At 73.1% G+C, this 20,607-nt stretch carries 21 protein-coding genes; 12 read left to right on the forward strand and 9 right to left on the reverse strand.

The window, feature by feature from the left end:
* The 4 genes from VFV89_RS09710 to crcB all read left to right on the forward strand — a co-directional run.
* A partial coding sequence (locus VFV89_RS09710; RefSeq protein ID WP_329705729.1) for a metallopeptidase family protein occupies positions 1-351 on the forward strand: 351 nt, incomplete at its 5' end.
* A gap of 14 nt (positions 352-365) precedes the next feature.
* The gene (locus tag VFV89_RS09715; protein WP_329705730.1) at positions 366-803 is read left to right on the forward strand and encodes a CrcB family protein; all 438 of its coding nucleotides are present in this window, start codon (positions 366-368) and stop codon (positions 801-803) included.
* Entirely contained in the window at positions 800-1,150 is a 351-nt protein-coding gene (locus tag VFV89_RS09720; RefSeq protein WP_329705731.1) for a DUF190 domain-containing protein, read from the forward strand. Before VFV89_RS09715 ends, VFV89_RS09720 begins: the two co-directional genes overlap by 4 nt.
* Complete coding sequence (gene crcB / locus VFV89_RS09725; protein ID WP_329705732.1) at positions 1,147-1,524, forward strand: fluoride efflux transporter CrcB; 378 nt, start codon at positions 1,147-1,149, stop codon at positions 1,522-1,524. The genes VFV89_RS09720 and crcB overlap by 4 nt, the downstream gene beginning before the upstream one ends.
* Here the strand turns inward: crcB and VFV89_RS09730 are convergent.
* Positions 1,521-2,462: an ATP-binding protein gene (locus tag VFV89_RS09730; protein WP_329705733.1), complete on the reverse strand. Its 942-nt coding sequence runs from the start codon at positions 2,460-2,462 to the stop codon at positions 1,521-1,523. The two genes, crcB and VFV89_RS09730, sit on opposite strands and share 4 nt — an antisense overlap.
* A gap of 289 nt (positions 2,463-2,751) precedes the next feature.
* On the opposite strand from VFV89_RS09730, the gene VFV89_RS09735 reads away from it, so the two are divergent.
* On the forward strand, positions 2,752-4,284 hold the full coding sequence (locus VFV89_RS09735; RefSeq protein ID WP_329705734.1) for an NAD(P)/FAD-dependent oxidoreductase: 1,533 nt from the start codon (positions 2,752-2,754) through the stop codon (positions 4,282-4,284).
* 44 nt (positions 4,285-4,328) lie between these two features.
* Here VFV89_RS09735 and VFV89_RS09740 read toward each other — a convergent pair whose 3' ends face one another.
* The gene (locus VFV89_RS09740; protein ID WP_329705735.1) at positions 4,329-4,991 is read right to left on the reverse strand and encodes a PaaI family thioesterase; all 663 of its coding nucleotides are present in this window, start codon (positions 4,989-4,991) and stop codon (positions 4,329-4,331) included.
* Between the two features lie 59 nt (positions 4,992-5,050).
* On the opposite strand from VFV89_RS09740, the gene VFV89_RS09745 reads away from it, so the two are divergent.
* On the forward strand, positions 5,051-5,617 hold the full coding sequence (locus tag VFV89_RS09745; RefSeq protein ID WP_329705736.1) for a GNAT family N-acetyltransferase: 567 nt from the start codon (positions 5,051-5,053) through the stop codon (positions 5,615-5,617).
* On the opposite strand, the gene VFV89_RS09750 is transcribed toward VFV89_RS09745, so the two are convergent.
* Positions 5,607-7,883: a hypothetical protein gene (locus tag VFV89_RS09750; protein WP_329705737.1), complete on the reverse strand. Its 2,277-nt coding sequence runs from the start codon at positions 7,881-7,883 to the stop codon at positions 5,607-5,609. The two genes, VFV89_RS09745 and VFV89_RS09750, sit on opposite strands and share 11 nt — an antisense overlap.
* Before the next feature lie 186 nt (positions 7,884-8,069).
* Between VFV89_RS09750 and VFV89_RS09755 the strand changes: the two genes are divergently transcribed.
* Positions 8,070-9,764, forward strand: coding sequence for an N-acetylmuramoyl-L-alanine amidase (locus VFV89_RS09755; protein WP_329705738.1), 1,695 nt, complete (start codon positions 8,070-8,072; stop codon positions 9,762-9,764).
* A gap of 213 nt (positions 9,765-9,977) precedes the next feature.
* Here VFV89_RS09755 and VFV89_RS09760 read toward each other — a convergent pair whose 3' ends face one another.
* Positions 9,978-10,184, reverse strand: a complete 207-nt coding sequence (locus VFV89_RS09760) for a hypothetical protein (protein WP_329705739.1) — start codon at positions 10,182-10,184, stop codon at positions 9,978-9,980.
* Between the two features lie 92 nt (positions 10,185-10,276).
* Here VFV89_RS09760 and VFV89_RS09765 point away from each other — a divergent pair, with 92 nt between their 5' ends.
* Entirely contained in the window at positions 10,277-10,537 is a 261-nt protein-coding gene (locus VFV89_RS09765) for a DUF4229 domain-containing protein (RefSeq protein WP_329705740.1), read from the forward strand.
* Between the two features lie 2 nt (positions 10,538-10,539).
* Here the strand turns inward: VFV89_RS09765 and VFV89_RS09770 are convergent, their stop codons facing one another.
* Together VFV89_RS09770 and VFV89_RS09775 are read right to left on the reverse strand one after the other, a co-directional pair.
* Positions 10,540-10,674 carry a hypothetical protein gene (locus VFV89_RS09770; protein WP_329705741.1) on the reverse strand — a complete coding sequence of 45 codons (135 nt, stop codon included), beginning with the start codon at positions 10,672-10,674 and terminating at the stop codon, positions 10,540-10,542.
* 45 nt (positions 10,675-10,719) lie between these two features.
* Complete coding sequence (locus tag VFV89_RS09775; RefSeq protein WP_329705742.1) at positions 10,720-11,595, reverse strand: 1,4-dihydroxy-2-naphthoate polyprenyltransferase; 876 nt, start codon at positions 11,593-11,595, stop codon at positions 10,720-10,722.
* A gap of 65 nt (positions 11,596-11,660) precedes the next feature.
* Between VFV89_RS09775 and VFV89_RS09780 the strand changes: the two genes are divergently transcribed.
* Entirely contained in the window at positions 11,661-12,674 is a 1,014-nt protein-coding gene (locus VFV89_RS09780; RefSeq protein WP_329705743.1) for an AMP-binding protein, read from the forward strand.
* Here VFV89_RS09780 and VFV89_RS09785 read toward each other — a convergent pair.
* Genes VFV89_RS09785 through VFV89_RS09795 form a run of 3 tightly spaced genes read right to left on the reverse strand, consistent with a single transcriptional unit; the run spans position 12,644 to position 16,782 of the window.
* Entirely contained in the window at positions 12,644-13,243 is a 600-nt protein-coding gene (locus VFV89_RS09785; RefSeq protein ID WP_329705744.1) for an ATP-binding cassette domain-containing protein, read from the reverse strand. The two genes, VFV89_RS09780 and VFV89_RS09785, sit on opposite strands and share 31 nt — an antisense overlap.
* Positions 13,236-14,069: an ABC transporter ATP-binding protein gene (locus tag VFV89_RS09790; RefSeq protein WP_329705745.1), complete on the reverse strand. Its 834-nt coding sequence runs from the start codon at positions 14,067-14,069 to the stop codon at positions 13,236-13,238. The genes VFV89_RS09785 and VFV89_RS09790 overlap by 8 nt, the downstream gene beginning before the upstream one ends.
* 22 nt (positions 14,070-14,091) lie before the next feature.
* Positions 14,092-16,782 carry a hypothetical protein gene (locus VFV89_RS09795; RefSeq protein ID WP_329705746.1) on the reverse strand — a complete coding sequence of 897 codons (2,691 nt, stop codon included), beginning with the start codon at positions 16,780-16,782 and terminating at the stop codon, positions 14,092-14,094.
* 65 nt (positions 16,783-16,847) lie between these two features.
* Between VFV89_RS09795 and VFV89_RS09800 the strand changes: the two genes are divergently transcribed.
* The 3 genes from VFV89_RS09800 to VFV89_RS09810 all read left to right on the forward strand — a co-directional run bounded on the left by VFV89_RS09800 (position 16,848) and on the right by VFV89_RS09810 (position 20,470).
* The gene (locus VFV89_RS09800; protein WP_329705747.1) at positions 16,848-17,792 is read left to right on the forward strand and encodes an o-succinylbenzoate synthase; all 945 of its coding nucleotides are present in this window, start codon (positions 16,848-16,850) and stop codon (positions 17,790-17,792) included.
* A complete protein-coding gene (menD, locus tag VFV89_RS09805) occupies positions 17,789-19,360 on the forward strand; it encodes a 2-succinyl-5-enolpyruvyl-6-hydroxy-3-cyclohexene-1-carboxylic-acid synthase (protein WP_329705748.1) in 1,572 nt (523 codons plus the stop codon). Before VFV89_RS09800 ends, menD begins: the two co-directional genes overlap by 4 nt.
* Positions 19,361-19,492: 132 nt before the next feature.
* Entirely contained in the window at positions 19,493-20,470 is a 978-nt protein-coding gene (locus VFV89_RS09810) for a M4 family metallopeptidase (protein WP_329705749.1), read from the forward strand.
* Positions 20,471-20,607 lie beyond the last annotated feature (137 nt).

Genomic DNA, 20,607 nt, shown 5'->3' on the forward strand with positions numbered 1-20,607 from the left:
ATCGACATGGACCCGGACCGGTTCGACGCCCTGGTCGACCAGGCGCTCGACGGGATCCCTGACGAGCTGGCCCGGCTCGTGCGCAACGTGGTGGTCCTCGTCGAGGACGAGCCGCCCGAGGGCGAGCCGGACGACCTGCTCGGTCTCTACGACGGCGTCGCGCTGACCGAGCGCGACGGCACGCTGGCCCCGCAGCTCCCCGACCGGATCTTCATCTTCCGTGGGCCGCTGCTCGACTTCTGCGACAGTGAGGAGCAGCTGGTCGAGGAGGTGCGCATCACGGTCGTGCACGAGATCGCCCACCACTTCGGCATCGACGACCGGCGGCTGCACGAGCTGGGCTACGGCTGAGGTGGGAGTGCGCCGTGACAAGTGAGTGGAGCTCCCAGCGGTGGGTGCTGCCGGTGATCGCGCTCGGCGGCGTGCTCGGGGCCTCGGGGCGGCACGCGCTCGAGCTGCTCTGGCCCGCCACACCTTCGCAGTGGCCCTGGGCGATCCTGGTCACCAACGTCTCGGGCTGCCTGCTCATCGGGATGCTGATGGTCCAGGTCGTCGAGGTGGGCCGCGCCCACCCGTTGCTGCGCCCGTTCCTGGGAGTCGGTGTCCTCGGCGGCTACACCACGTTCTCGACCTACGCCGAGCAGACCCGTGCGCTGTGGACCCACGACCAGCGCGACCTCTCGCTGGTCTACCTGTTCCTGACTCCGGCGCTGGCGATGGTCGGCGTCGTCGCGGGTGTCGTGCTCGCCCGCGCCCTGCACCGGGGCCGTGAGGTCCTCGCCCGTCGAAAGGCAGCATCATGAAGCTCGAGGGACGTGTCCGCCGACTGACGATCTACCTCGGCGAGGACGACACCTGGAACCACAAGCCGCTCTACACCGAGATCGTCCATCGCGCCCACCGGGCGGGCCTGGCCGGCGCGAGCGTGGTCCGCGGGATCGAGGGGTTCGGGGCGAGCTCGTCGCGGGTGCACACCTCCCGGCTCCTCTCGCTCTCCGAGGACCTGCCGGTGGCGGTGATCATCGTCGACACCGCGGAGCGCATCGAGGCGTTCCTGCCCCAGGTCGAGGAGGTGCTCGGCGAGGGCCTCGCCGTCCTGGACGACGTCGACGTGGTCGTCCACCGCTTCCGACCCCACGAGCACTCGTGAGTGGCGGCGGCTTCATCTGGGTCTGCCTGGGGGCGGCGTTCGGGGCCCCGGCCCGCTACCTCACCGACCGGTTCGTGCAGGCCAGGCTCGACGCGGTGCTGCCCTGGGGGACGCTCGTGGTCAACGTGGTCGGCTCCTTCGTCCTCGGCTTCACAGCCGGGATCGCGACCCAGCACGACGTCTCTCCCCAGCTGATGGCCGTGATCGGGACCGGCTTCTGCGGAGCACTGACGACCTACAGCACGTTCAGCTACGAGACGCTGCGCCTCTACGAGGACGGCGCCCGGCTCTACGCCGGCGCCAACATCGCTCTCACCCTCGCCGCCGGGCTGGGCGCGGTCGTGGCCGGCTTCGGGGCCGGCACCCTGGTCTAGCCGACGACGTTGGCCCGGCCGTTGGAGCGGGCCTCGAGCCACGAGAGCGGCGCCTCACCGCGGGCCTGCCGGACGAACTCGGTCAGGAACCAGTTCTGGAACCGTCGCTGCTCGGGGTTGCGCGCCAGCGAGAGCAGCCGCTCCTCGCGGCAGAACGCGTCGGCGAGGTCGAGCAGCTCCACGAACCGCATCAGCGTGCTCGCGCCGGCCCGCGGCATGTGCACCACGAGGTCGGTCGTCTCCATCCCCTGGGTCAGCGCGTCCTCGATCTGCTCGACGCCGATGCCGTCGCGCAGCTGCCGGTCGAGCGAGCCGAACAGGTCGGAGAGTGCCTTGGCCAGCGGGTAGGTGTCCTGGTGCGCGAGCGCCAGCAGCCGCACCTCGCGGCGCAGCTCACGGAAGTGTTGCTGGAAGCCGAGGTAGAGCGAGAGCGGGACGCCGAGAATCGTGATCCGCACGCGGTCCTTGGTCGGCGCCGCCTCGAGGCGCTGCCGGTCGGTGCCGGTGACCGCCCCGGGCACGCCCGGGCCGTCGGCGAACTCGGCGACCGGCGCGAACCACACCACCTTGCCGTCCTCCTCGATCTCCGCGCCCCAGGCGCTCGAGCAGCGAGCGACGATGCTCAGCCCCCGGCCGAAGGTCAGCAGCAGGTCGTCGGTCTGCGGCCGGTCGAGTGGCTGGGTCGGGAGGATCGGCGGCTCCACCGACGAGTCGCGGACCTCCACCCGCGGGTGCTCCTTGGTGCCACGCACCCGCACCGTGATCGGCGGCTCGCCGTGCAGGAGCGCGTTGGTGACCAGCTCGGAGACCCCCAGCTGCGCGCACTCCGCGAGCTCGGGTCGGCCGATCTCGGCGCAGAGGTCGCCCACCCATCGACGCGCGTCCTGCACGCCTCGCGGGCCCTGGCCCAGAGCGAGGGGAGGCCGGTTGAGCGGCACGAGGTCTCTCCAGCTGGTGTCGGTGGGTGTCGGCCATCGAGAGGGTGAACCAGTTGACCGTTCAACCCAGTCTCTTAGGCGTCTACCCGGTCCGAGGCGACCCAAACCTCCGAGCAGGCACGGATCCGCCGCGATTCCCGTTGCGGAGACAGCGTATCGCAACGATATCCGTGGTGTCCCGCACCACACCGAAAGCCGGATGCGCCGAATTCGCCCCGTGGTTACCCCTGTGGGGAGCGGTCCCGCTCCCGCGACACAATGGCCCCCACGGGCCAAAGGAGTGATGGCGATGACGGAGACGTCGACCCCTGAGTCGGCCAGTGCGTCGGCCGCGACGGTCGAGAAGGCGCATGGTGGAGGCCGCCGACACCAGGTGGTGGTGATCGGCTCCGGCTTCGGCGGACTGTTCGGCACCAAGGCGCTGAAGCGGTCCGACGTCGACGTCACGATGATCGCCAAGACCACCCACCACCTGTTCCAGCCGCTGCTCTACCAGGTCGCGACCGGCATCCTCTCCGAGGGCGAGATCGCGCCCCCGACCCGCGAGGTGCTGGCCCGGCAGAAGAACGCCAAGGTCCTGCTCGGGGAGGTCACCGACATCGACCTCGAGGCCCAGACCGTCACCTCGCACGTGCTGGGTCGCGAGACCGTGACGCCCTACGACTCCCTGATCGTGGCCGCGGGCTCGAGCCAGTCCTACTTCGGCAACGACGGGTTCGCAGAGTACGCGCCCGGCATGAAGAGCATCGATGACGCCCTCGAGCTGCGCGGCCGGATCTTCGGCGCCTTCGAGCTCGCCGAGCTGGCGGCGATGCGCGGCGAGGACGTCGACGCGCTGCTCACCTTCGTCGTCGTCGGGGCCGGCCCGACCGGGGTCGAGATGGCCGGCCAGATCGCCGAGCTGTCCCGCCGGACCCTCCATCGCGACTTCCACGCCATCAACTCACGCGAGGCCCGGGTCATCCTCGTCGACGCCGCAGGCCAGGTGCTGCCGCCGTTCGGGGCCGAGCTGGGGGTGAAGACCAAGCGCGCGCTGGAGAAGCTCGGCGTCGAGGTCCGGCTCGGCGCCATGGTCACCGACGTCGACGAGGGTGGCCTGGAGCTCAAGCTCAAGGACGGCACCGTCGAGCGGATCGAGTCCACCACCAAGATCTGGGCGGCCGGCGTCCAGGCCAACGCGCTGACCAAGACACTGTCGGAGCAGACCGGCGCTCCGCTCGACCGCGCCGGGCGGATCGGCGTGAACCCCGACCTCACGCTGCCGGGCCATCCCGAGGTGTTCGTGATCGGCGACATGATCGACCTCGACCACCTGCCGGGCGTCGCGCAGGTCGCCATCCAGGGGGCGAAGTACGCCGCCAAGGCGATCGACCGCAGGCTGGAGGGCAAGCCGCCGCAGAAGCCGTTCAAGTACTTCGACAAGGGCTCGCTGGCCACCATCAGCCGCTTCCGCGCGGTGGCCCTGATCGGCCCGCTGCGGCTGACCGGGGTGCTGGCGTGGTTCCTCTGGCTGGGCGTGCACATCCTCTACCTGACCGGCTTCAAGAACCGCGTCTCCGCGGTCTTGCACTGGGCGGTGTCATTCGTGGGCCGCGGCCGGCAGGAGCGGACCGCGACCGAGCAGCAGATCTTCGGCCGGTTGGCGATGAACCGGCTCGACCACGGCGCCGCCGACCTGGTGTCCGGCCCCACTCCCGAGCAGACCGCCGAGATCCAGCGGCGCCAGGAGGCCCGCCGGGCCGAGCTCGAGGCCATCGCGGTCGAGGAGGCGCGACTCACCGATGCCGGCGAGCGCGGGGTCAAGGTGGAGGCCGACGCCTGAGTTGATTCCGGACTTCCGCCGGTCGAGTCGGGACTTCTGCCGGTCTACTCGAACGACTCGACCGGCGGAAGTCCGGAATCAACGCGGCCCCGTGCCCACCTCGGCAGGATGAACAGCCCCTCCGCCTCGACGGTCACCCCCTCAGGACCGCAGATCTCGCCGCGAGCCCAGGTCTTGTGGTCCTCCGCCCGATCGATCCACGCCCGTGAGCTCAGGTCGCCCAGCGGGGTCCGCTTCCGGTAGGTCAGGGTCAGCGTCGCCGTCATCCCCGGTCTGCCGCCGGCGCCGGCCGCCTGGCCCAGCATCTGGTCGAGGACGAGCGAGAGCACACCGCCGTGCACGCTCCCCGGAGGCCCTTCGTAGGCCGCGCCGAGGTGGAACTCCGAGCGGACGCCTCGCTCGTCCTTGGTGATCACCAGCGGTGGAGCCACCGCGTTGCGCAGCCCGACCACCGCGTTGCCCCAGGCGCGGCTGGCACCGTCGGTGCGGAACCGCACACCGTACGGCCCGGACAGCCCGGCCCGGCGGAGCCGGGCGGTGATCTCCTCGATCTCGGCTCGGGCACGCTCCACCTCGTGCGCCGGCGCCGTGGTGCGGATGCCCACGTCGACGAGGTCGCGGATCGCCTGGGTGAACGGGCCGTAGAGGCGGCGTTCGGCCTCGAGGTCCGCGAGGCTCGTCTCGTCGATCTGGTAGCCGGAGCTCACCGCGTCAGAGTAGAACACGTTCCACTTCCAAACCGTTGGTCTCACGCACCGTGCCCCTGGTGCAATGGGGCATGACCGCGCTGGCCCGCCCCGATGTCCGCCTGTTCCCCAGCTGGGCCGCGACGGTCCGCGACTTCGGCTCGGAGACCATGCACGGCTCCGGTGTCTGGCACGGCGACGGCGGGGCCGTCGAGCTCACCGAGGAGGGCTGCGCCGCGTTCGTGGCGATGCTGCTGCCGTACGCCGACCCGGCGACCACCCTCCCCGAGGACCGTGTGCACAGCGACTACTACTGGATCACCGACGGCTCGGGCGCCGAGGAGGAGGTGGTCGGCTTCCTGGCGCTGCGCCACGCGCTCACCCCGTGGCTGCTCGAGGAGGGAGGGCACATCGGCTACTCGGTGCGACCCTCCCGCCGCGGGCAGGGACACGCCCGCCGGGCGCTGTCGCTCGCCCTGCGACGGGCCTTCGAGCTGGGCCTGGGCCGGGTGCTGCTCACCTGCGACGAGCCCAACGTGGCCTCCGCGCGCACCATCGAGCGCAACGGCGGGATCTACGAGGACACGCGCAACGGCAAGCGCCGCTATTGGATCGAGACGGCGGGCGAACCGGCTCTCAGTGGTTGACGAGCTCGGGCCGGAAGAACCTCAGCACCCGCATGAAGTCGTCGGCGTCGACCATCGTCGAGTCCACCGCGAACGGCGTCATGCCGCGACGCGGGAACAGGACCTTCCACCCGTGCCGGCCCGGACGGCCCCGCACCTCGACCTGGGTGTAGGGGCTCGCGAGGTCGAAGACGAACCGCTCGCCCTGCCGGACCACCTCGAGCTGGCCCTGGTGGACCTGGAGCTTCGTCGGCGCGGCCCCCGCCCGGATCGCCCACAGCATGGCGGTCGCCAGGACCACGATCGCGGCGAGTCCCATCGACGCGGTGTCCTGGGTGTCGTAGGCAGCCTTCGCGAAGTACGCCGACACCACCAGGCCGACCAGCAGAGCGATCGTGAGGAGCCGGCGTGAGTTCTTCTTCTGCTTGAAGGTGTAAAGGCCGGGCATCTCGGCCGCCACCTGGTCGTGCTTCGAGACCTTCTTGGGCGCCTTCTCCGGCGCCTTCTCCGGCGCCGGCGCGGCCTCGGGCTCCGGTGGTGCGGCAACCGCCACCGCGGCCGCCACCGGCTCGGTGTCGGCAGCGAGCGGCGGGGCCGCCGGTGCGGCCGCACGCGCCGCGGCCTTGGCGGCGACCAGGTCGCGGGCCGCGTCGCCGGTGCCGGGCCCGCCCGGCTTGGGCGGCTTGAGTGTCTTAGGCGCCTTGGGCTTCTTGGACCTGGCCGGCTTCGCTTGCTTGCTCGGCCTGGCCTGCTTGGCCTGCTTGGCGGGCTTGGCCGGCTTGGGCTGGCGGTGCAGCAGGAACGCGAGGCGGGACTCGGGGTCGCCCGGTGGCTCGTCGTCGCTCTCAGGGGTCGCGACCGCCTCCGGCTCCGGCTCGGGCTCGGGCTCGGGTTCGACGACAGCGACGGGCTCGGGCTCGGGCTCGACCGCGGCTGCGACGGCCTCCGGCTCCGGCTCGGCCTCCTTGGCCGGCCTGGGCTGGCGGCGCAGCAGGGACCCGAGGCGGGACTCCTGGTTCGCCGGCGGCGCGTCGTCGCTCTCGAGGGCCGCGATCACCTCCGGCTCCGGCTCGGGCTCGACGACGGCGACGGGCTCGGGCTCCACGACGACTGCGATGGGCTCCGGCTCCGGCTCCGGCTCGACAACGGCAACCGGCTCGGGCTCGGGCTCGACGACGGTGATGGGAGCGACGGTCTGCTCCGGCTCCGCTTCGGCCACCACGGACTCGGCCACCACCGGCTCGAGCTCCTGCTCGGGCTGGGGCGCGAGGTGCTGCTGCGGCGCGGGCTCGGGTGCGACGTACCGCTCCGGCTCGGGCTGGGGCGCGACGGTCTGCTCCGGCTCGGCCTCGGCCACCACCGACTCGGCCACCACCGGCTCGGCCACCACCGGCTCGGCCACCACCGGCTCGGCCACCACCGGCTCGGCCACCACCGGCTCAGCCACCACCGGCTCAGCCACCACCGGCTCGGCCACCCCTGACTCGGGGACGACCGGCTCGGCGAGGATCTGCTCGGGCTCCGGCTCCGAGGCGTGCTTGGGTCGCGGCACATCGATGAAGGCGCGCACCGGGGTCGGTGCCGGCGCCACCTCCTCCGGCTCGAGGTCACGGGGGACGACCACCGGCTCGACGGCCTCCATTGCGGCGGGTGTCTCGGTGCCGGGTGTGTCGGTGCCGGGTGTGTCGGCGTGGCGCGCCGTCTGGTGCTCCGGCACGGCGGCGCGGATGGTCTCCTCGATCGAGCGTGCCGCGAACGGGGACGGCGCCGGCGACCGAGTGGGCAGCGGGGGCGCCTGGGTGGTGACCGGGCGACCGGGCTGCGCGGGTGCCGGGGCCACCTCCGTCTTCCCGGTGGGCTCCTTCGGGTCGACGAAGCGGGCCTTGAGCCGCTGGAACCGACTCGGCTGATCCAGCGGGTTGACCCGGGGCTCGGACTTCTTGCGCACCGAGCGCACCACGATCGGCTCCCAGCCCGAGGGCGGCTCGGGGTTGAGCTCGTTCGAGCCCGAGCCCGAACGCGGTTGGGCGTTGGGGGACGGCCGGCGCACGCCGAAGGTCGAGGGCGCCTGGAGCCGGTTTCCGATCAGCGGGTCGTTCTGGACCGCTGACGAGGCGACCGCCGCCGCGGGCATGCGGCGCGAGGCGCGCGGGGGCGGGTTGTGGTCCGTGGTGCCCTGGGCCGACCCGGTCTCGTCACCGTCCGTGCCCTGCTGCTCGTGGTGGGCGAGCCAGCGGCCGAAAAGGTCGTCGGACTGGGCGTCCTGGGGCTGGGGGTCGGCAGCCATGTCAAGCAAGGTACGTCGCGATGCGGCTCCGCGTGACCGCTTTGCCGAAGGTCGTGCGCGGCGCGTGCAGCCTGCATAGCTTGCGGTGATGTGTTCTCATGAGTGGCGGGTGAGACTGAAGTGACTTCTGACGACGACTCGGGCGCGCCACGCCCCCGGCGACGACAAGTGCTGCGTGCCGCCACCATGACCGTCCTCGGTGCCGGGGTCGTGACGGGGACCGGCGCGGGGATCCTGCGCGCGCTCAACTCCGAGGACGGCAGCGGTGAGGGGCGGCTCCTGCTGCAGACCGACGCAACCTCCGGTGTCGGCATCCTCGAGAAGCCGCTGAAGGAGCTCGGCCTGGCGCGGGTCGGCGCCAACCACTGGCAGACGCCGGTCCTCAACACCGCGCTGGTGACCATGGCCGGGTTCACGTGGCGAGACGGCGTACGCCCGCCGAAGATCCTGGTGCGGTTCCGGTCCAAGGGTGGCTGGTCGCTGTGGCGGCCGGCGCCGCTGCTGCGCGACCTTCCCGACCCGGCCTCGGGTGAGGGCATCGGCAAGGCCGGCACCTCGCCGTTGTTCGTCGAGGAGTCGGACGGCGTCCAGGTCCAGGTGTCGGGCTCGCTCCCACCCGAGCTGAGCATCACGCTGATCCATGCCGCACAGCTGGCCGGCGACGCGCGCCTGGTCGCCGGGACGACGTCGCGCTCGGGGCTGCGCGCGGCCCCGGTCAACGTGCCGGTTCCCCTGGTCTACACGCGCGCCCAGTGGGGCGCCAACGAGAGCTGGCGCGACGGTCCGCCGCGCTACAACAACACGATCCTGCAGGCGCACATCCACCACAGCGCGTCTGGCAACGGCTACTCACAGGCCGAGGTGCCCGCCCTGATCAGGAGCTTCTACAAGTACCACACGCACAGCCTCGGCTGGTCCGACATCGCCTACAACTTCCTCGTCGACTCCTTCGGGTCGATCTGGGAAGGCCGGTACGGCGGCATCGACAAGCCGGTCCGCGGCGCGCACACCCTCGGCTTCAACGCCTCGTCGACCGGCATCTGCGTGATCGGCAACCTCGACACGGTCCAGCCCACCCAGGCCACCCTCGACGCGCTGCCCCAGATCGTCGCCTACAAGCTCGCGGCCTACGGACGCGACCCCATGGGCTGGACCGACGTCAAGTCCGAGGGGAGCGACAAGTTCCCGGCCGGCAAGGTCGTCACGCTGCCGGTGATCGACGGGCACCGCGACACCAACGACACCGCCTGCCCCGGCCGCAACCTCTACGCCCAGCTCGGCACCATCCGCGCCGCGACGGCCCGGGTGATCTCGGCCGCGACCCTCAAGCTCAAGACGCCGTTCAGGGTGAAGGGGCGGCCGATCCTCGGGCACACGCTCACCGCGCTCGACGGGAAGTTCAAGCCGCGTTCGGCCACCGTCTCCTACCAGTGGCTGCGCAACGGCGTAGCGATCGACGGCGCCGTCCTCGCGTCCTACGTCACGACCGCCGAGGACGTCGCCCAGGTGCTCGGCGTCGTGGTGAGCGGCAGCGTGCCCGGTGTCGAGCCGGTCAGCCAGACCATCACCCTGACCAAGCAGGTCCGCTCGATACCGGTGTGCCAGGTCCGCACCCAGCGCAAGCACGGCGGCAAGGTGATCGTGCACTTCGAGGTGACCGCTCCCGGGATCGCCGCGCCGGACGGCACCGTGGTCATCAAGGTCGGGTCGCGGCAGCGCACGGTCACCGTCAAGAAGGGCAAGGCGATCGCGCGGTTCCTCAAGGTCGACCCGGGTCGCTACCGCGTGCGCTGCCAGTACGCCGGCGGGACCCTGGTCGAGCCGGGCAAGGCGCGGGACTGGGTCCGGGTGCCGGGCAAGGGCCCGTTCGCGCGCTCCTGAGCCGGCGCACCCGGCCAGGAGGAGCAGCAGAGCCCGCTGGCCGTATCCCTGATGACGTCCGGCGGGCCGCTGCTCACGGCCACATGGGCCGCATCCCCACTCGAGCCGGCCACCCCCCGCGGACCGGCTCGAGGCCAAGGCTAGGCGACGTCAGGGCACGCATGACCCTCGCTGTTGCCACGCACGGGTAACAGTCCGCGGCCCAGGGACGGGTCAACCGGCGTCGGGGTCCTCCGGGTGACGACGCCGCTGGTCGAGGTCCCGCAGGAACTCGTCGTCGTCGTCGGGTGCCAACGGCCGGGACTGCGGCCGTGGCGCGGGGCGCCGGACCGGGCGCGCCACACCGCGGCGCTCGATCACCCGGATCAGGCAGTAGGTCGCCACGGCGAACAACACCACGACGAGCAGGACCTTCAGCACACCACCAGCGTAGGGCCTGACTCCCAATCCGGAGGCAGACCTCGGACTCCGGTGGTGACAAGGTGATGAGCGCCGGTCCGTAGTCTGTAGCCGTGAAGGAGTTCGTCGTCTACACCGGGCTGCGGCTGTTGCTGCTCCTCGCCACCTTCGGGATCGTGATCGGCGTCTGGCTGCTGGTGGCCGACCACGCGAACATCTTCGTGGCGATCATCATCGCCTTCGTGGTCAGCGGCGTCGCCTCCTACTACCTGCTCAACCGGCCGCGGCAGGCACTGGCCGACCGCGTCGAGGTGCGCGCGGCCCGCGCCGCGAAGGCCTTCGACGAGCTGAAGGCCAAGGAGGACCAGCCCTAGTCTCAGCGCTTGCGGTTCAGCTGGCGGTCGACGCGGGACTCGGACTGGCCGAGCAGCTTGGCCAGCAGCGGCACCCGGCGGCGCCACACGACGACTCCGACGACCACGATCGCCACGATGATCAAGAACGCGAGCATGCGACGAGAGTACGTCGGCCGGCCCAACCCGGCCCGGACGCGCGGCTAGCCGACGGCGAGGAGCGGCACGGCGACCAGCACCGCCCAGACCAGCTCGGCGAGGCCGGTCGACTGGAGCACCGGGACGAGCGCGGGCCCGACCGCGCCGGACATGACGGTCCGGACGCCGCGCAGCGCCGGCACCAGGAAGCCGAGCCCGAGCAGCGCCCACCAGCTGGTGGAGGCCGCGACGGCGACGCAGGCGACCGCGGCCGCGAGCACCAGGAGCAGGTAGAGGGCCCGGGTCCGGTCGGCGCCCAGCACGACCGCGAGCGTGCGCTTGCCGGCGACGGTGTCGGTCGGGATGTCGCGCAGGTTGTTGACCACGAGCAGGGCGCACGCGATCGCGCCGATGCCGACCGCGGCGTAGAGCGCCGGCAGCGCGAAGGACCCGGTCTGGACGTAGGTCGTGCCGACCACGGCGACGAGGCCGAAGAAGACGAAGACCATCACCTCGCCCAGGCCGAGGTAGCCGTAGGGGCGGGAGCCGCCGGTGTAGAACCACGCGGCCAGCACGCACGCCAGGCCGACCGCCACCAGCCACCAGGCCGTGGTGGCCGCGAGCACCAGCCCGGCGACCGCGGCCACGCCGAAGGCCAGGAAGGCCGCGCGCTTGACCGCCGCCGGCGTGGCGGCGCCGGAGCCGACCAGCCGCATCGGCCCGACCCGCTCGGCGTCGGTGCCGCGCACGCCGTCGGAGTAGTCGTTGGCGTAGTTGACCCCGACCTGGAGGGCCAGGCTCACCACGAGGGCGAGGAGCGCCTTCCACCAGACCGCGTGGTCGACGTACGCCGCGACGCCGGTGCCGGCGACGACCGGTGAGACCGCGGCGGGCAGCGTCCGTGGTCGCGCGCCGGCGACCCACTCACCAGCAGTGGCCACGACCGAGGATTCAAGCAGGCCGCGCCGATGCGGCGGCCCCCAGGGTTCGCCCTATCGTGCCTCGCGTGGACCTGCGCGGATCGACGGCCGAGGTCGTCGCCGCGCTCTCGCAATGGCTGCCCGGCTCCGACGACGAGCCCCTGGTGGTCGAGACGTCGGGCTCGACCGGCAAGCCCAAGCGCGTGGTCCTGTCCCGGCGGGCGGTGCTGTCGTCGGTGACTGCAACCGCCCGGCGGCTGGGCCGCGAGGGGCGCTGGCTGCTCGCTCTGCCCGCCGCCTATGTCGCGGGGGCACAGGTGGTCTGCCGGTCGGTGGCGGCCGGGGAGCCGCCGGTGCTGCTCGAGGAGCATCCCTCGCTGGCCGCGGCGGTCGAGGCCGGCCGGCCCACCTACCTCAGCCTGGTGCCGACCCAGCTGCACCGCATGCTGGACGACGCCGAGGACGTGGCGGCGCTGCGGTCGCTGCGCACCGTGCTGCTCGGCGGGGGCCCGATCGACCCGGCCCTGCTCACCCGGGCCCGCGCTGCCGGGGTCACCGTGGTGACGACGTACGGCTCCGCCGAGACCGCCGGTGGCTGCGTATACGACGGCGTGGCCCTCGACGACGTCGGCCTGGCCACCGAGGCGGACGGCCGGCTGCGGATCTCGGGGCCGATGCTGTTCGACCGGTACGACGGCGACGAGCGGCTCACCGGCGAGGTCCTGGTCGACGGCTGGTTCCGCACCGCGGACGCCGCGCGGATCGGCGAGGACGGCCGGCTGCAGGTCCTCGGCCGGCTCGACGACATGGTGGTCACCGGCGGGGTGAACGTGCCGGCCCCGGCCGTGGCCCGGAGGCTGCAGGAACACCCCGAGGTCCGGGCGGCCGAGGTGCTCGGGGTCGCAGACGTGGAGTGGGGGATGCGGCTGGTGGCCTTCGTGGTCGGCGACCTGACCCTGGCCGAGGCCCGCGAGTGGGTCGCGGAGCAGCACCCGCGGTCGTGGGCGCCGCGGCAGGTGGTCGTGCTCGAGTCGCTGCCGATGCTGGCCAACGGCAAGGTGGACCGGGTTCAGCTCGCGACGGTCGCCGCCTCGAGGTGAACCACGGCGGTCGCGACCTCGACCACGACCGGGTCGTGGGTGGCGACCACCACCGCGGAGCCCGGTGGGGGAGCAGCCACGGCGTCGAGGACGAGCGAGGTGTGCTCGGCGTCCTGGTGGGCCGTCGGCTCGTCCAACAGGGTCACCGCGGCCCGGGCGTGCAGGGCCCGGGCCACTCCGATCCGCTGGCGCTCGCCGAGCGACGTCTCGTTCGGGAACCGGTCGAGGAGATGGTCCACGGCCAGGGCGGCGGCCAGGGCGGGCACCTCGTCGGCGCGGTCGAGGGCCGCGACCGCGATGTTGTCGAGGACGGTCAGCGTGTCGATGAGGGCCAGCCGCTGAGGGACGAAGACGGTGCGCGCCGGCCGCTCGACGGTGCCCGAGCTGGGCCGGTCCCAGCCCGCCAGGATCGAGACCAGCGTGCTCTTCCCGGTGCCGGACGGACCGGTGACGGCGAGGACGTCGCCCGCAGCCAGCGTCAGGGAGGTCGGCCGGAGCGCGAGCACGGCGCGGCCGCGCACGTCGTAGGACCTGGTCACCTCGCGGGCCGTCAGGAGGATCTCACTCATCGCCGGCGTCCTGGTCGTCGGGTGGCGGGTGGAGCACGACCCGGCCGTCCTCGACCTCGATCGCGACCCGGCTGGTCGGGAAGAGCAGCCGTGCCTCCGGCGGCAGCTGCAGCCGGCCGCTGGCGTCGATGACGCCCAGCCGGGTGGCGGCCCGGACGTCGTGCTCGGTGGTCAGCACGCCGTGGTCGAGGTGGAGCAGCCGGTCGGCCTCCTGGGTGATCCGCGGGTCGTGGGTGGTGTAGACGACGGTCGCCCCGTCGGACTCGGCACTTCGGCGCAGCCGGTCGAGGACCTGCCCGGCACGCTCGTCGTCGAGGTGCGCGGTCGGCTCGTCGGCCACCAGCAGCGAGCGGCCCGACGCCATGGCCATCAGGAGCGCCAGCCGCTGCTGCTCGCCGCCGGACAGCTGGTCGACCCGGTGCCGGGCCTGCTCGGTCAACCCCAGGGAGCCGAGCACCTCGTCCGCGTCGCCGGCACCGGCCATGCCGATGTGGTCGGCGGCGGTGAGGTGCTCGACCAGGTTGCTGCGCGGCCGCTGGTGCACGAAGGCGACGTTGCGGTGCCGCCACCGGCGCAGCCGGGTCGCGCTCAGGTCGCTCACCACCGTCGAGCCGTGCGTGATGGTGCCGGCCGAGGGCCGGTCGAGCCCGGCCAGCAGCCGGATCAGCGTGCTCTTCCCACTGCCGGAGGGCCCCAGGACGGCGGTGAGGCTGCCCGGCTCGAGGACCAGGTCGACCCCCCGGACCGCCTGCACCTCTTCGGTGAGGCCGCGATAGACCCGCACCAGCTGGCTGGCGGTGACGACGGCGTCCGTGTGTCCCGTCATGCCCTGTCCTGTCACGTCGCGCTCACTCATCGTGCAGCAGCTCGTTGACGGATCGGGTCCGGCCCAGCCATCTCTCGGCGGCGCCACCGACGAGGGTGAGCACCAGGGCCACGGCCGCGAAGCACACCCCGGCCACCACCAGCTGTCCGGTGCCGGTGACGACCAGCGCCGGCTGGAGGCTCGGCTCGGGGTCGAGCCGGGTGGCCAGCGACGCGGTGACGGCGTACGCCGCGACCCCGCCCGCGACCGCACCCAGCAGCGCGACGACCGAGAGCGCCGCCGCGGCGGCCCGTGAGACCAGCCGGCGGGGGTGGCCGAGGTCGGCCAGCGTCCGGTCCTGGAGCCGGCGCTGCTCGCGGTCGCGCCGCTGCAGGCCGGCTAGCACGAGCAGGCCGAGCAGCAGCGCCAGCGCCGTGAACGCCTGCAGGTAGCCGGTCACCCACGACCGTGCCACGAGGGTCGCGTGGCTGGCCCGCATCCCGTCGGCGGTCGACTCGAGCTTCACGGTGAGCCCGGCATCCTTCGCGGCACGGGTCACGGTGTCGGCGTCGCGGGCGCTCCACAGCTCCGCCTCAAGGCTGTCGACCGCCCCGGGCGGGGCCAGCGCGAGCAGCGCCTGCTGGTCGACCACGAGGACGGTCTGCCAGCGACCGGAGCCGGCGAAGCCGGAGATCCGGTCGACGACGCGGTAGGGCACCGACCAGTCGGTGCCGCGGGACAGGGTCCCGGAGGGCGGGACGTGGGCGTCGCTGCCCGCGAGCACGACGGGGACCGCCTCCGCGCCGGGTGCCGCGTGGAGCTCGCGGGTCAGGTCGGACAGGTCCCGGCCGGCGAAGCGTGGCGACCACAGCGCGGCGGAGGCGAAGGTGGAGGCATCCACCACCGACAGGCGGTCGCCGGTGAAGGTGCCGATCCGCGGCACGGTGTGCAGCACCACGGTCGAGTCGCCGAGGCCGGCGGCCACGGTCTTCGCTGCGGTCGGGTCGTCGACCGCGAACACGCTGTTGGCGCCGACCTGGGTCGCCACCTTGTCGGTGGTTGCGTCGTCCGCGGAGGCGTGGAAGAGAAGTCCGTAGCCGGCCGCACCGAAGGCGACCGTGGCGGCGAGGAAAGCGGTGGCCGAGGCCGGGTCGCGGGCCAGCCGGGCCACCACCATTCGGGGGCCGAGCCGGTGCGGGAGCCACCGCCTGGCCAGCCGGGCCAGCAGGACGGTGGCGGCCGCCGACACCACGATGGCTACGGCACCGACCGCGGCGAGCGGGAAGGCGGCCGTCACGGCGTCGAACTCCCGGCCCCCGCGGTAGGCGCTGACGGCCCCGACGGCGGCCAGGGCCAGCACGGCACTGCGCCACGGGATCCGGCGGGCCGCGAGGACGGCCCTACCCGACGCCCGGCGGTGGCGCGCGAACGCGTCGGTGGCGGAGGCGACCGCGACCGTCGCGAGCACCACCGCACCGATCAGCACCGCGTCCCCGGTCTGCGGGGCCACACCGTCCGGGCCGACGATCGCGGCGACGAAGAGCGGGCTGGCCCACCACCCGGCCAGCAGCCCCGCCACCACCGGGACCACCGCGCCGGCCACGCTGAGCGTGGTCAGCTCCAGCGACGAGCGGCCCTGCTCGACGAGGACCTGGCGCTCGCCGCCCCGGCGGATGAGCAGGGCGACGGCGGCCAGCGCCACGACCAGCCAGGACAGCCCGACGGCGAGGACCCGGACCGCGCTCACGCCCTGGTCGGTGGCCCGCAGGCCGCCGCGAGCCTGCACGACCATGGACGAGAGCCCCGTCGAGACGGTGACCGGGTTGCTGCCGCGGTGCCTGACCTTCCTGTTCAGCTCGGAGCTGTGGTCCTTGAGCTCGTCGCGCAGCGCGGCGCCGGACTCGTAGAGCCGGTTGAGGTCCTGGATCCGGGCCGGGTCCGCATCAGGAGCCACGTCCCAGGTCACCAGCGACAGCTCGCGGATGCCCGCCACGATGGTCCGGTAGGTCCCGGTGTCCGCGACCACGAGCGGCAGCTGCGGGGTGGTCGGCACCAGGTGGCCGGGCCAGACGGGCAGCTCGTCGACCAGCAGGTGCCAGAGCCCGGTGCGGTCCCTCGGGACGCCGTCCGCGTCGGTGAGGTAGACGCCGGCCACGGTGGCCGTGGCCGGTGCCGGGTTCGCGCCGGGGCCGGCCAGCTGGAGGCCGACCTGGTCACCGGCCGCGAGGTGCAGCGGGGTGGCGACGGTGTCGGGGAGCCACAGCCCGCTGGCGCCGGGCTCCGGTGAGCCAGTAGCGGGGACCAGCGAGCCGAGCGCCCCCGTCGCGTCGAAGACCACGCCGGGGGTCCGCTCGCCGGTCGCCGGGTTGACGACGTACGGCGCGGGCTTGGTCCGCGGGTCGAGGTAGGCGACCGGCTGCCGGACCTCCTGGACCGGACCGCCCCCGGCCAGCCCGTCCATCGCCCGGGCGACGGCGTCCTCGACGCGCGGCGGCGACCCGTCCGCGACCGAGGCGCGCACCCGACCCTGCTCGTCGGCGGGGGCCGTCGCCGGCACCGCGTCGAGCTGGTCGTGCGCGAGCGCGATGTCCGCGGCATCGAGGAACGTGCGCCCCGAGAGCACCGACACCGCGAGCGCCGCTGTGCCCAGTGCCAGCGCGACGGCGTAGGCCGGGTAGTGCCGGATGACCACCCAGAGGCTGCCGCGACGCACCGGGTCGCGGAGCAGCCTCATGCACGGATCATGACTCAGATGGCAGGCCCAGGGGCTCGCACCCGCCGCGGAACTAGGTTGGGTCCGTGACCGAGACCCGGGTGTTCGCGATCCCGCTGCGGACCCGGTTCCGCGGCATCACGGTGCGCGAGGGGATGCTCATCAGGGGCGAGGCCGGCTGGGGTGAGTGGAGCCCGTTCCTCGAGTACGACCCGGCGGTGGCCCAGCCCTGGCTCCGCTGCGCCGAGGAGGCCGCGGCCGGTGACTGGCCCGAACCGCTGCGGACCGAGATCCCGGTCAACGTGACTGTCCCCGCGGTGGGACCCGAGGAGGCGCACCGGATCGTGCGCGACGGCGGCGGGTGCACGACCGCCAAGGTGAAGGTGGCCGAGCCCGGCCAGTCGGCGGCAGACGACCGCGCCCGGCTCGAGGCCGTCCGCGACGCGCTGGGTCCGTCCGGTCGGGTGCGCGTGGACGCCAACGGCGCCTGGTCGGTCGACGACGCGGTGCCGGCGATCAAGGCGCTGGACACCGCCGCCGCGGGGCTGGAGTACGTCGAGCAGCCCTGCGCGACGGTCGAGGAGCTCGCCGCGGTCCGCCGATCGGTCGACGTCCCGATCGCCGCCGACGAGTCGATCCGGCGGGCCGCCGACCCCTACCGGGTCCGCGACCTGGAGGCGGCGGACGTCGCGGTGCTCAAGGTGCAGCCGCTGGGCGGCGTGCGCGCCTGCCTGCGGATCGCCGAGGACATCGGGCTGCCGGTCGTGGTGTCGTCCGCCCTGGAGACCTCGGTCGGGATCGCGGCCGGGCTGGCGCTGGCGGCCGCGCTGCCGGAGCTGCCGTATGCGTGCGGACTGGCCACCGTGAAGCTGCTGACCGCCGACGTCGTGGCCCGGCCCCTCCGGCCCGTGGACGGGGTGCTTCCTGTCGGGGCGCCGCTCGTGGACCCGCATGCCCTCGACCTGCTCACAGCGACCGCGGACCGGGTCGCGCGCTGGGAGGTCAGGCTGGCCGAGGTGCGCGGGCTGTGAGCGCCACGGACACCGCCCGCTCGGTCATCACCGCGCTGGTCGCGGCCGGCGTGCGCGAGGTCGTGCTGGCACCGGGCTCGCGGAACGCCCCGCTCGCCTTCGCGGCGTACGACGCCGCAGAGGCCGGGTGGTTCCGGCTGCACACGCGGATCGACGAGCGCACCGCCGGGTTCCTCGCGTTGGGGCTGACGAAGACCGGCTCGCGCGCGGCGGTTGTCTGCACATCGGGAACCGCGGTCGCCAACCTCCACCCGGCGGTGTTGGAGGCCCACCACGCACACGTCCCGCTGGTGGTCGTCACCGCGGACCGCCCGGCTCGGCTGCGCGGCACCGACGCGAACCAGACCACTGACCAGGTCGGGGTCTTCGGACGGCTGGTCGCGACCACGGATCTCGATGTCGACGGACCCGTGGAGCCGATCGGGCGCGGTCTGCTCCACCTCAACGTGCAGCTCGACGACCCGCTCGTGCCTCCCGATCGCTGGCAGCCCGGAGAGCTCCGCCGGAAGACCAGCCACCGGTTCAGGTCGGGGCCGGCGTCGTCGTTCATGCTGCCGCTGGGTCCCCGCACCGTCGTGGTGGCCGGCGACGACGCCGGCCCGGAGGCGCGTGCCCTCGCCCGCTCCGCGGGCTGGCCGCTGCTCGCCGAGCCGACCAGTGGCGCGCGGACCGGGCCGGCCCTGCGGACCTACCGGCTGCTGCTCTCGACCGAGCTGGCCGACCAGGTCGAGCGGGTGGTCCTCTTCGGTCACCCGACGCTGTCCCGGCCGGTGCAGCGGCTGCTGTCGCGCCCCGACGTCGCGGTGTTCGACGCCGCCCCGTCGTGGACGCGCCCCTATGCCGTGACTCCGGTCGACCTCGACGTCGACGTCGATGACCTCGATGAGGTCGACGACCCGACATGGCTGGCCGCCTGGCAGGCGGCCGACGCGTCGGTGTCCCGCCAGCTCGACCGGCTGGTCGACGAGGCAGGGTTCACGGCGTACCACGTGGCCGATGCCGTGGCCCGGGCACTGCCACGGCAGGGCCTGCTGGTGGTGGGCGCCTCGAACCCGATCCGCGACCTCGACCTGATGGCGCCGTCCTACGAGATCGGCAGCCGCCGCAAGGTGATCGCCAACCGCGGCCTGTCGGGGATCGACGGCACGATCTCCACGGCGGTCGGGGCCGCCCTCGGGCGCGAGACCCAGGTGCGCAACCTCGCGCTGATGGGCGACGTGACCTTCCTCCACGACGCCAACGGCCTGGTCCTCGGCCCGGACGAGCCGCGTCCCGACCTCACGATCGTGGTCGCCAACGACGACGGTGGCTCGATCTTCGCCACCCTCGAGCAGGGCGCCGAGCAGTACGCACACGCCTACGAGCGGCTCTTCGGCACCCCGCACCACGTCGGCCTCGCCGCGCTCTGCCAGGCCACCCGCACCCCGCACTGGCGGATCGACTCCGCGGCCGAGCTCGACCACGCGCTGGCCAGCCCCAACGGCGGCATCGAGGTGGTCGAGGCGGTCGTGGACCGGTCCCGCCGCCGCGAGCTGGACCTGGCGATCCGCGCGCTGCGTCCCGACTGAGGCTCACCCGCCGGGGTGGGCATCGGCGGGCCGAGGCAGGAGGATGCTGCGCACACAACTACTTGGGGAGCCGGCATGTGGATACGTCTGGTTGGTGCAGGAACGGCAGCCGTCCTGGGTGGGGTGGGCGTGGTGGCGGTGCAACCCGCCGCGACGGCCGCGCCGCCCGACGTACCCGTCGGCCAGGTCTTCATGGTCAACCCGGTGCAGTCCTCGGGTGACGAGACCCTGGTCGACGCCAAGGACGCCGACTCGGCGGTGCCGGCGTCGGCCTATGCGTCGGTGCCGCTGCGGAACCTGGACGGCTCGGGGAAGCTGTCCGGCAAGTACGTCGTCGTCCGCTCGTCGACCGGCAAGCCAGCCGACGTGTCCAGCGGGTTCGTCTACACGCGCCACGCCGACCAGTTCGAGCAGGTGATGGCCTACTTCTGGGTCAACGAGGCCCAGGAGTACATCCAGTCGCTGGGCTTCGGCTCGGACCTGCGCAGCGTGCACGCCGACCAGCAGGCGGTCCGCGTCGGCCAGTGGGGCGCCGACAACTCCTTCTTCACCGACCAGCACGCGGAGATCCGCTACGGCAAGGGTGGGGTGGACGACGCCGAGGACGCCGAGGTGATCGTGCACGAGTACGGCCACTCGGTGCACGCATCGCAGGTGCCGGGCTTCGGGACCTCGGAGGAGGCCGGATCGATCGGTGAGGCATTCGGCGACTACCTGGCCGTCAGCGTGGGGCTGGCCGCCGATGCCCGCTACGGCTGGCCGATCCACACCTCGCCGGCCTGCGTCGCGGACTGGGACTCGGTGAGCTACACGGCCGGTCCTGTCCACTGCCTGCGCACGGTCGACGGCGACAAGACCTACGCTGACAAGGTCGGCGAGGTGCACGCCGACGGCGAGATCTGGTCACGGGCGCTCTGGGACATCCGCACCGCGCTGGGCGACCGGACCGCGAACCGCATCATCATCAACGCGCAGTTCCGCTTCGCGCCCGACACGTCCTTCCACGACGCGGCGCTCGCGACGATCGACACCGCGCAGCAGATGTACGGCTCCGCCGAGGCCAACGCGGTCCGGGCCGCCTTCCAGGCCCGGGAGATACCGGGGATCTAGTGTCCCGCGTTGGAAGTACGGTGCCTAAGTCCGTGCTCCGAGTGCGTGCATCGCAAGGCGCCGGAGCGACGCTCTACCTCTTCGTCCAGCGAGCGACGGCAACGCCGCGAGGTGCGCGCTCGGGGTGCGGAATTAGG

This window comes from Nocardioides sp. (genome assembly GCF_036274455.1).
GTDB lineage: Bacteria > Actinomycetota > Actinomycetes > Propionibacteriales > Nocardioidaceae > Nocardioides.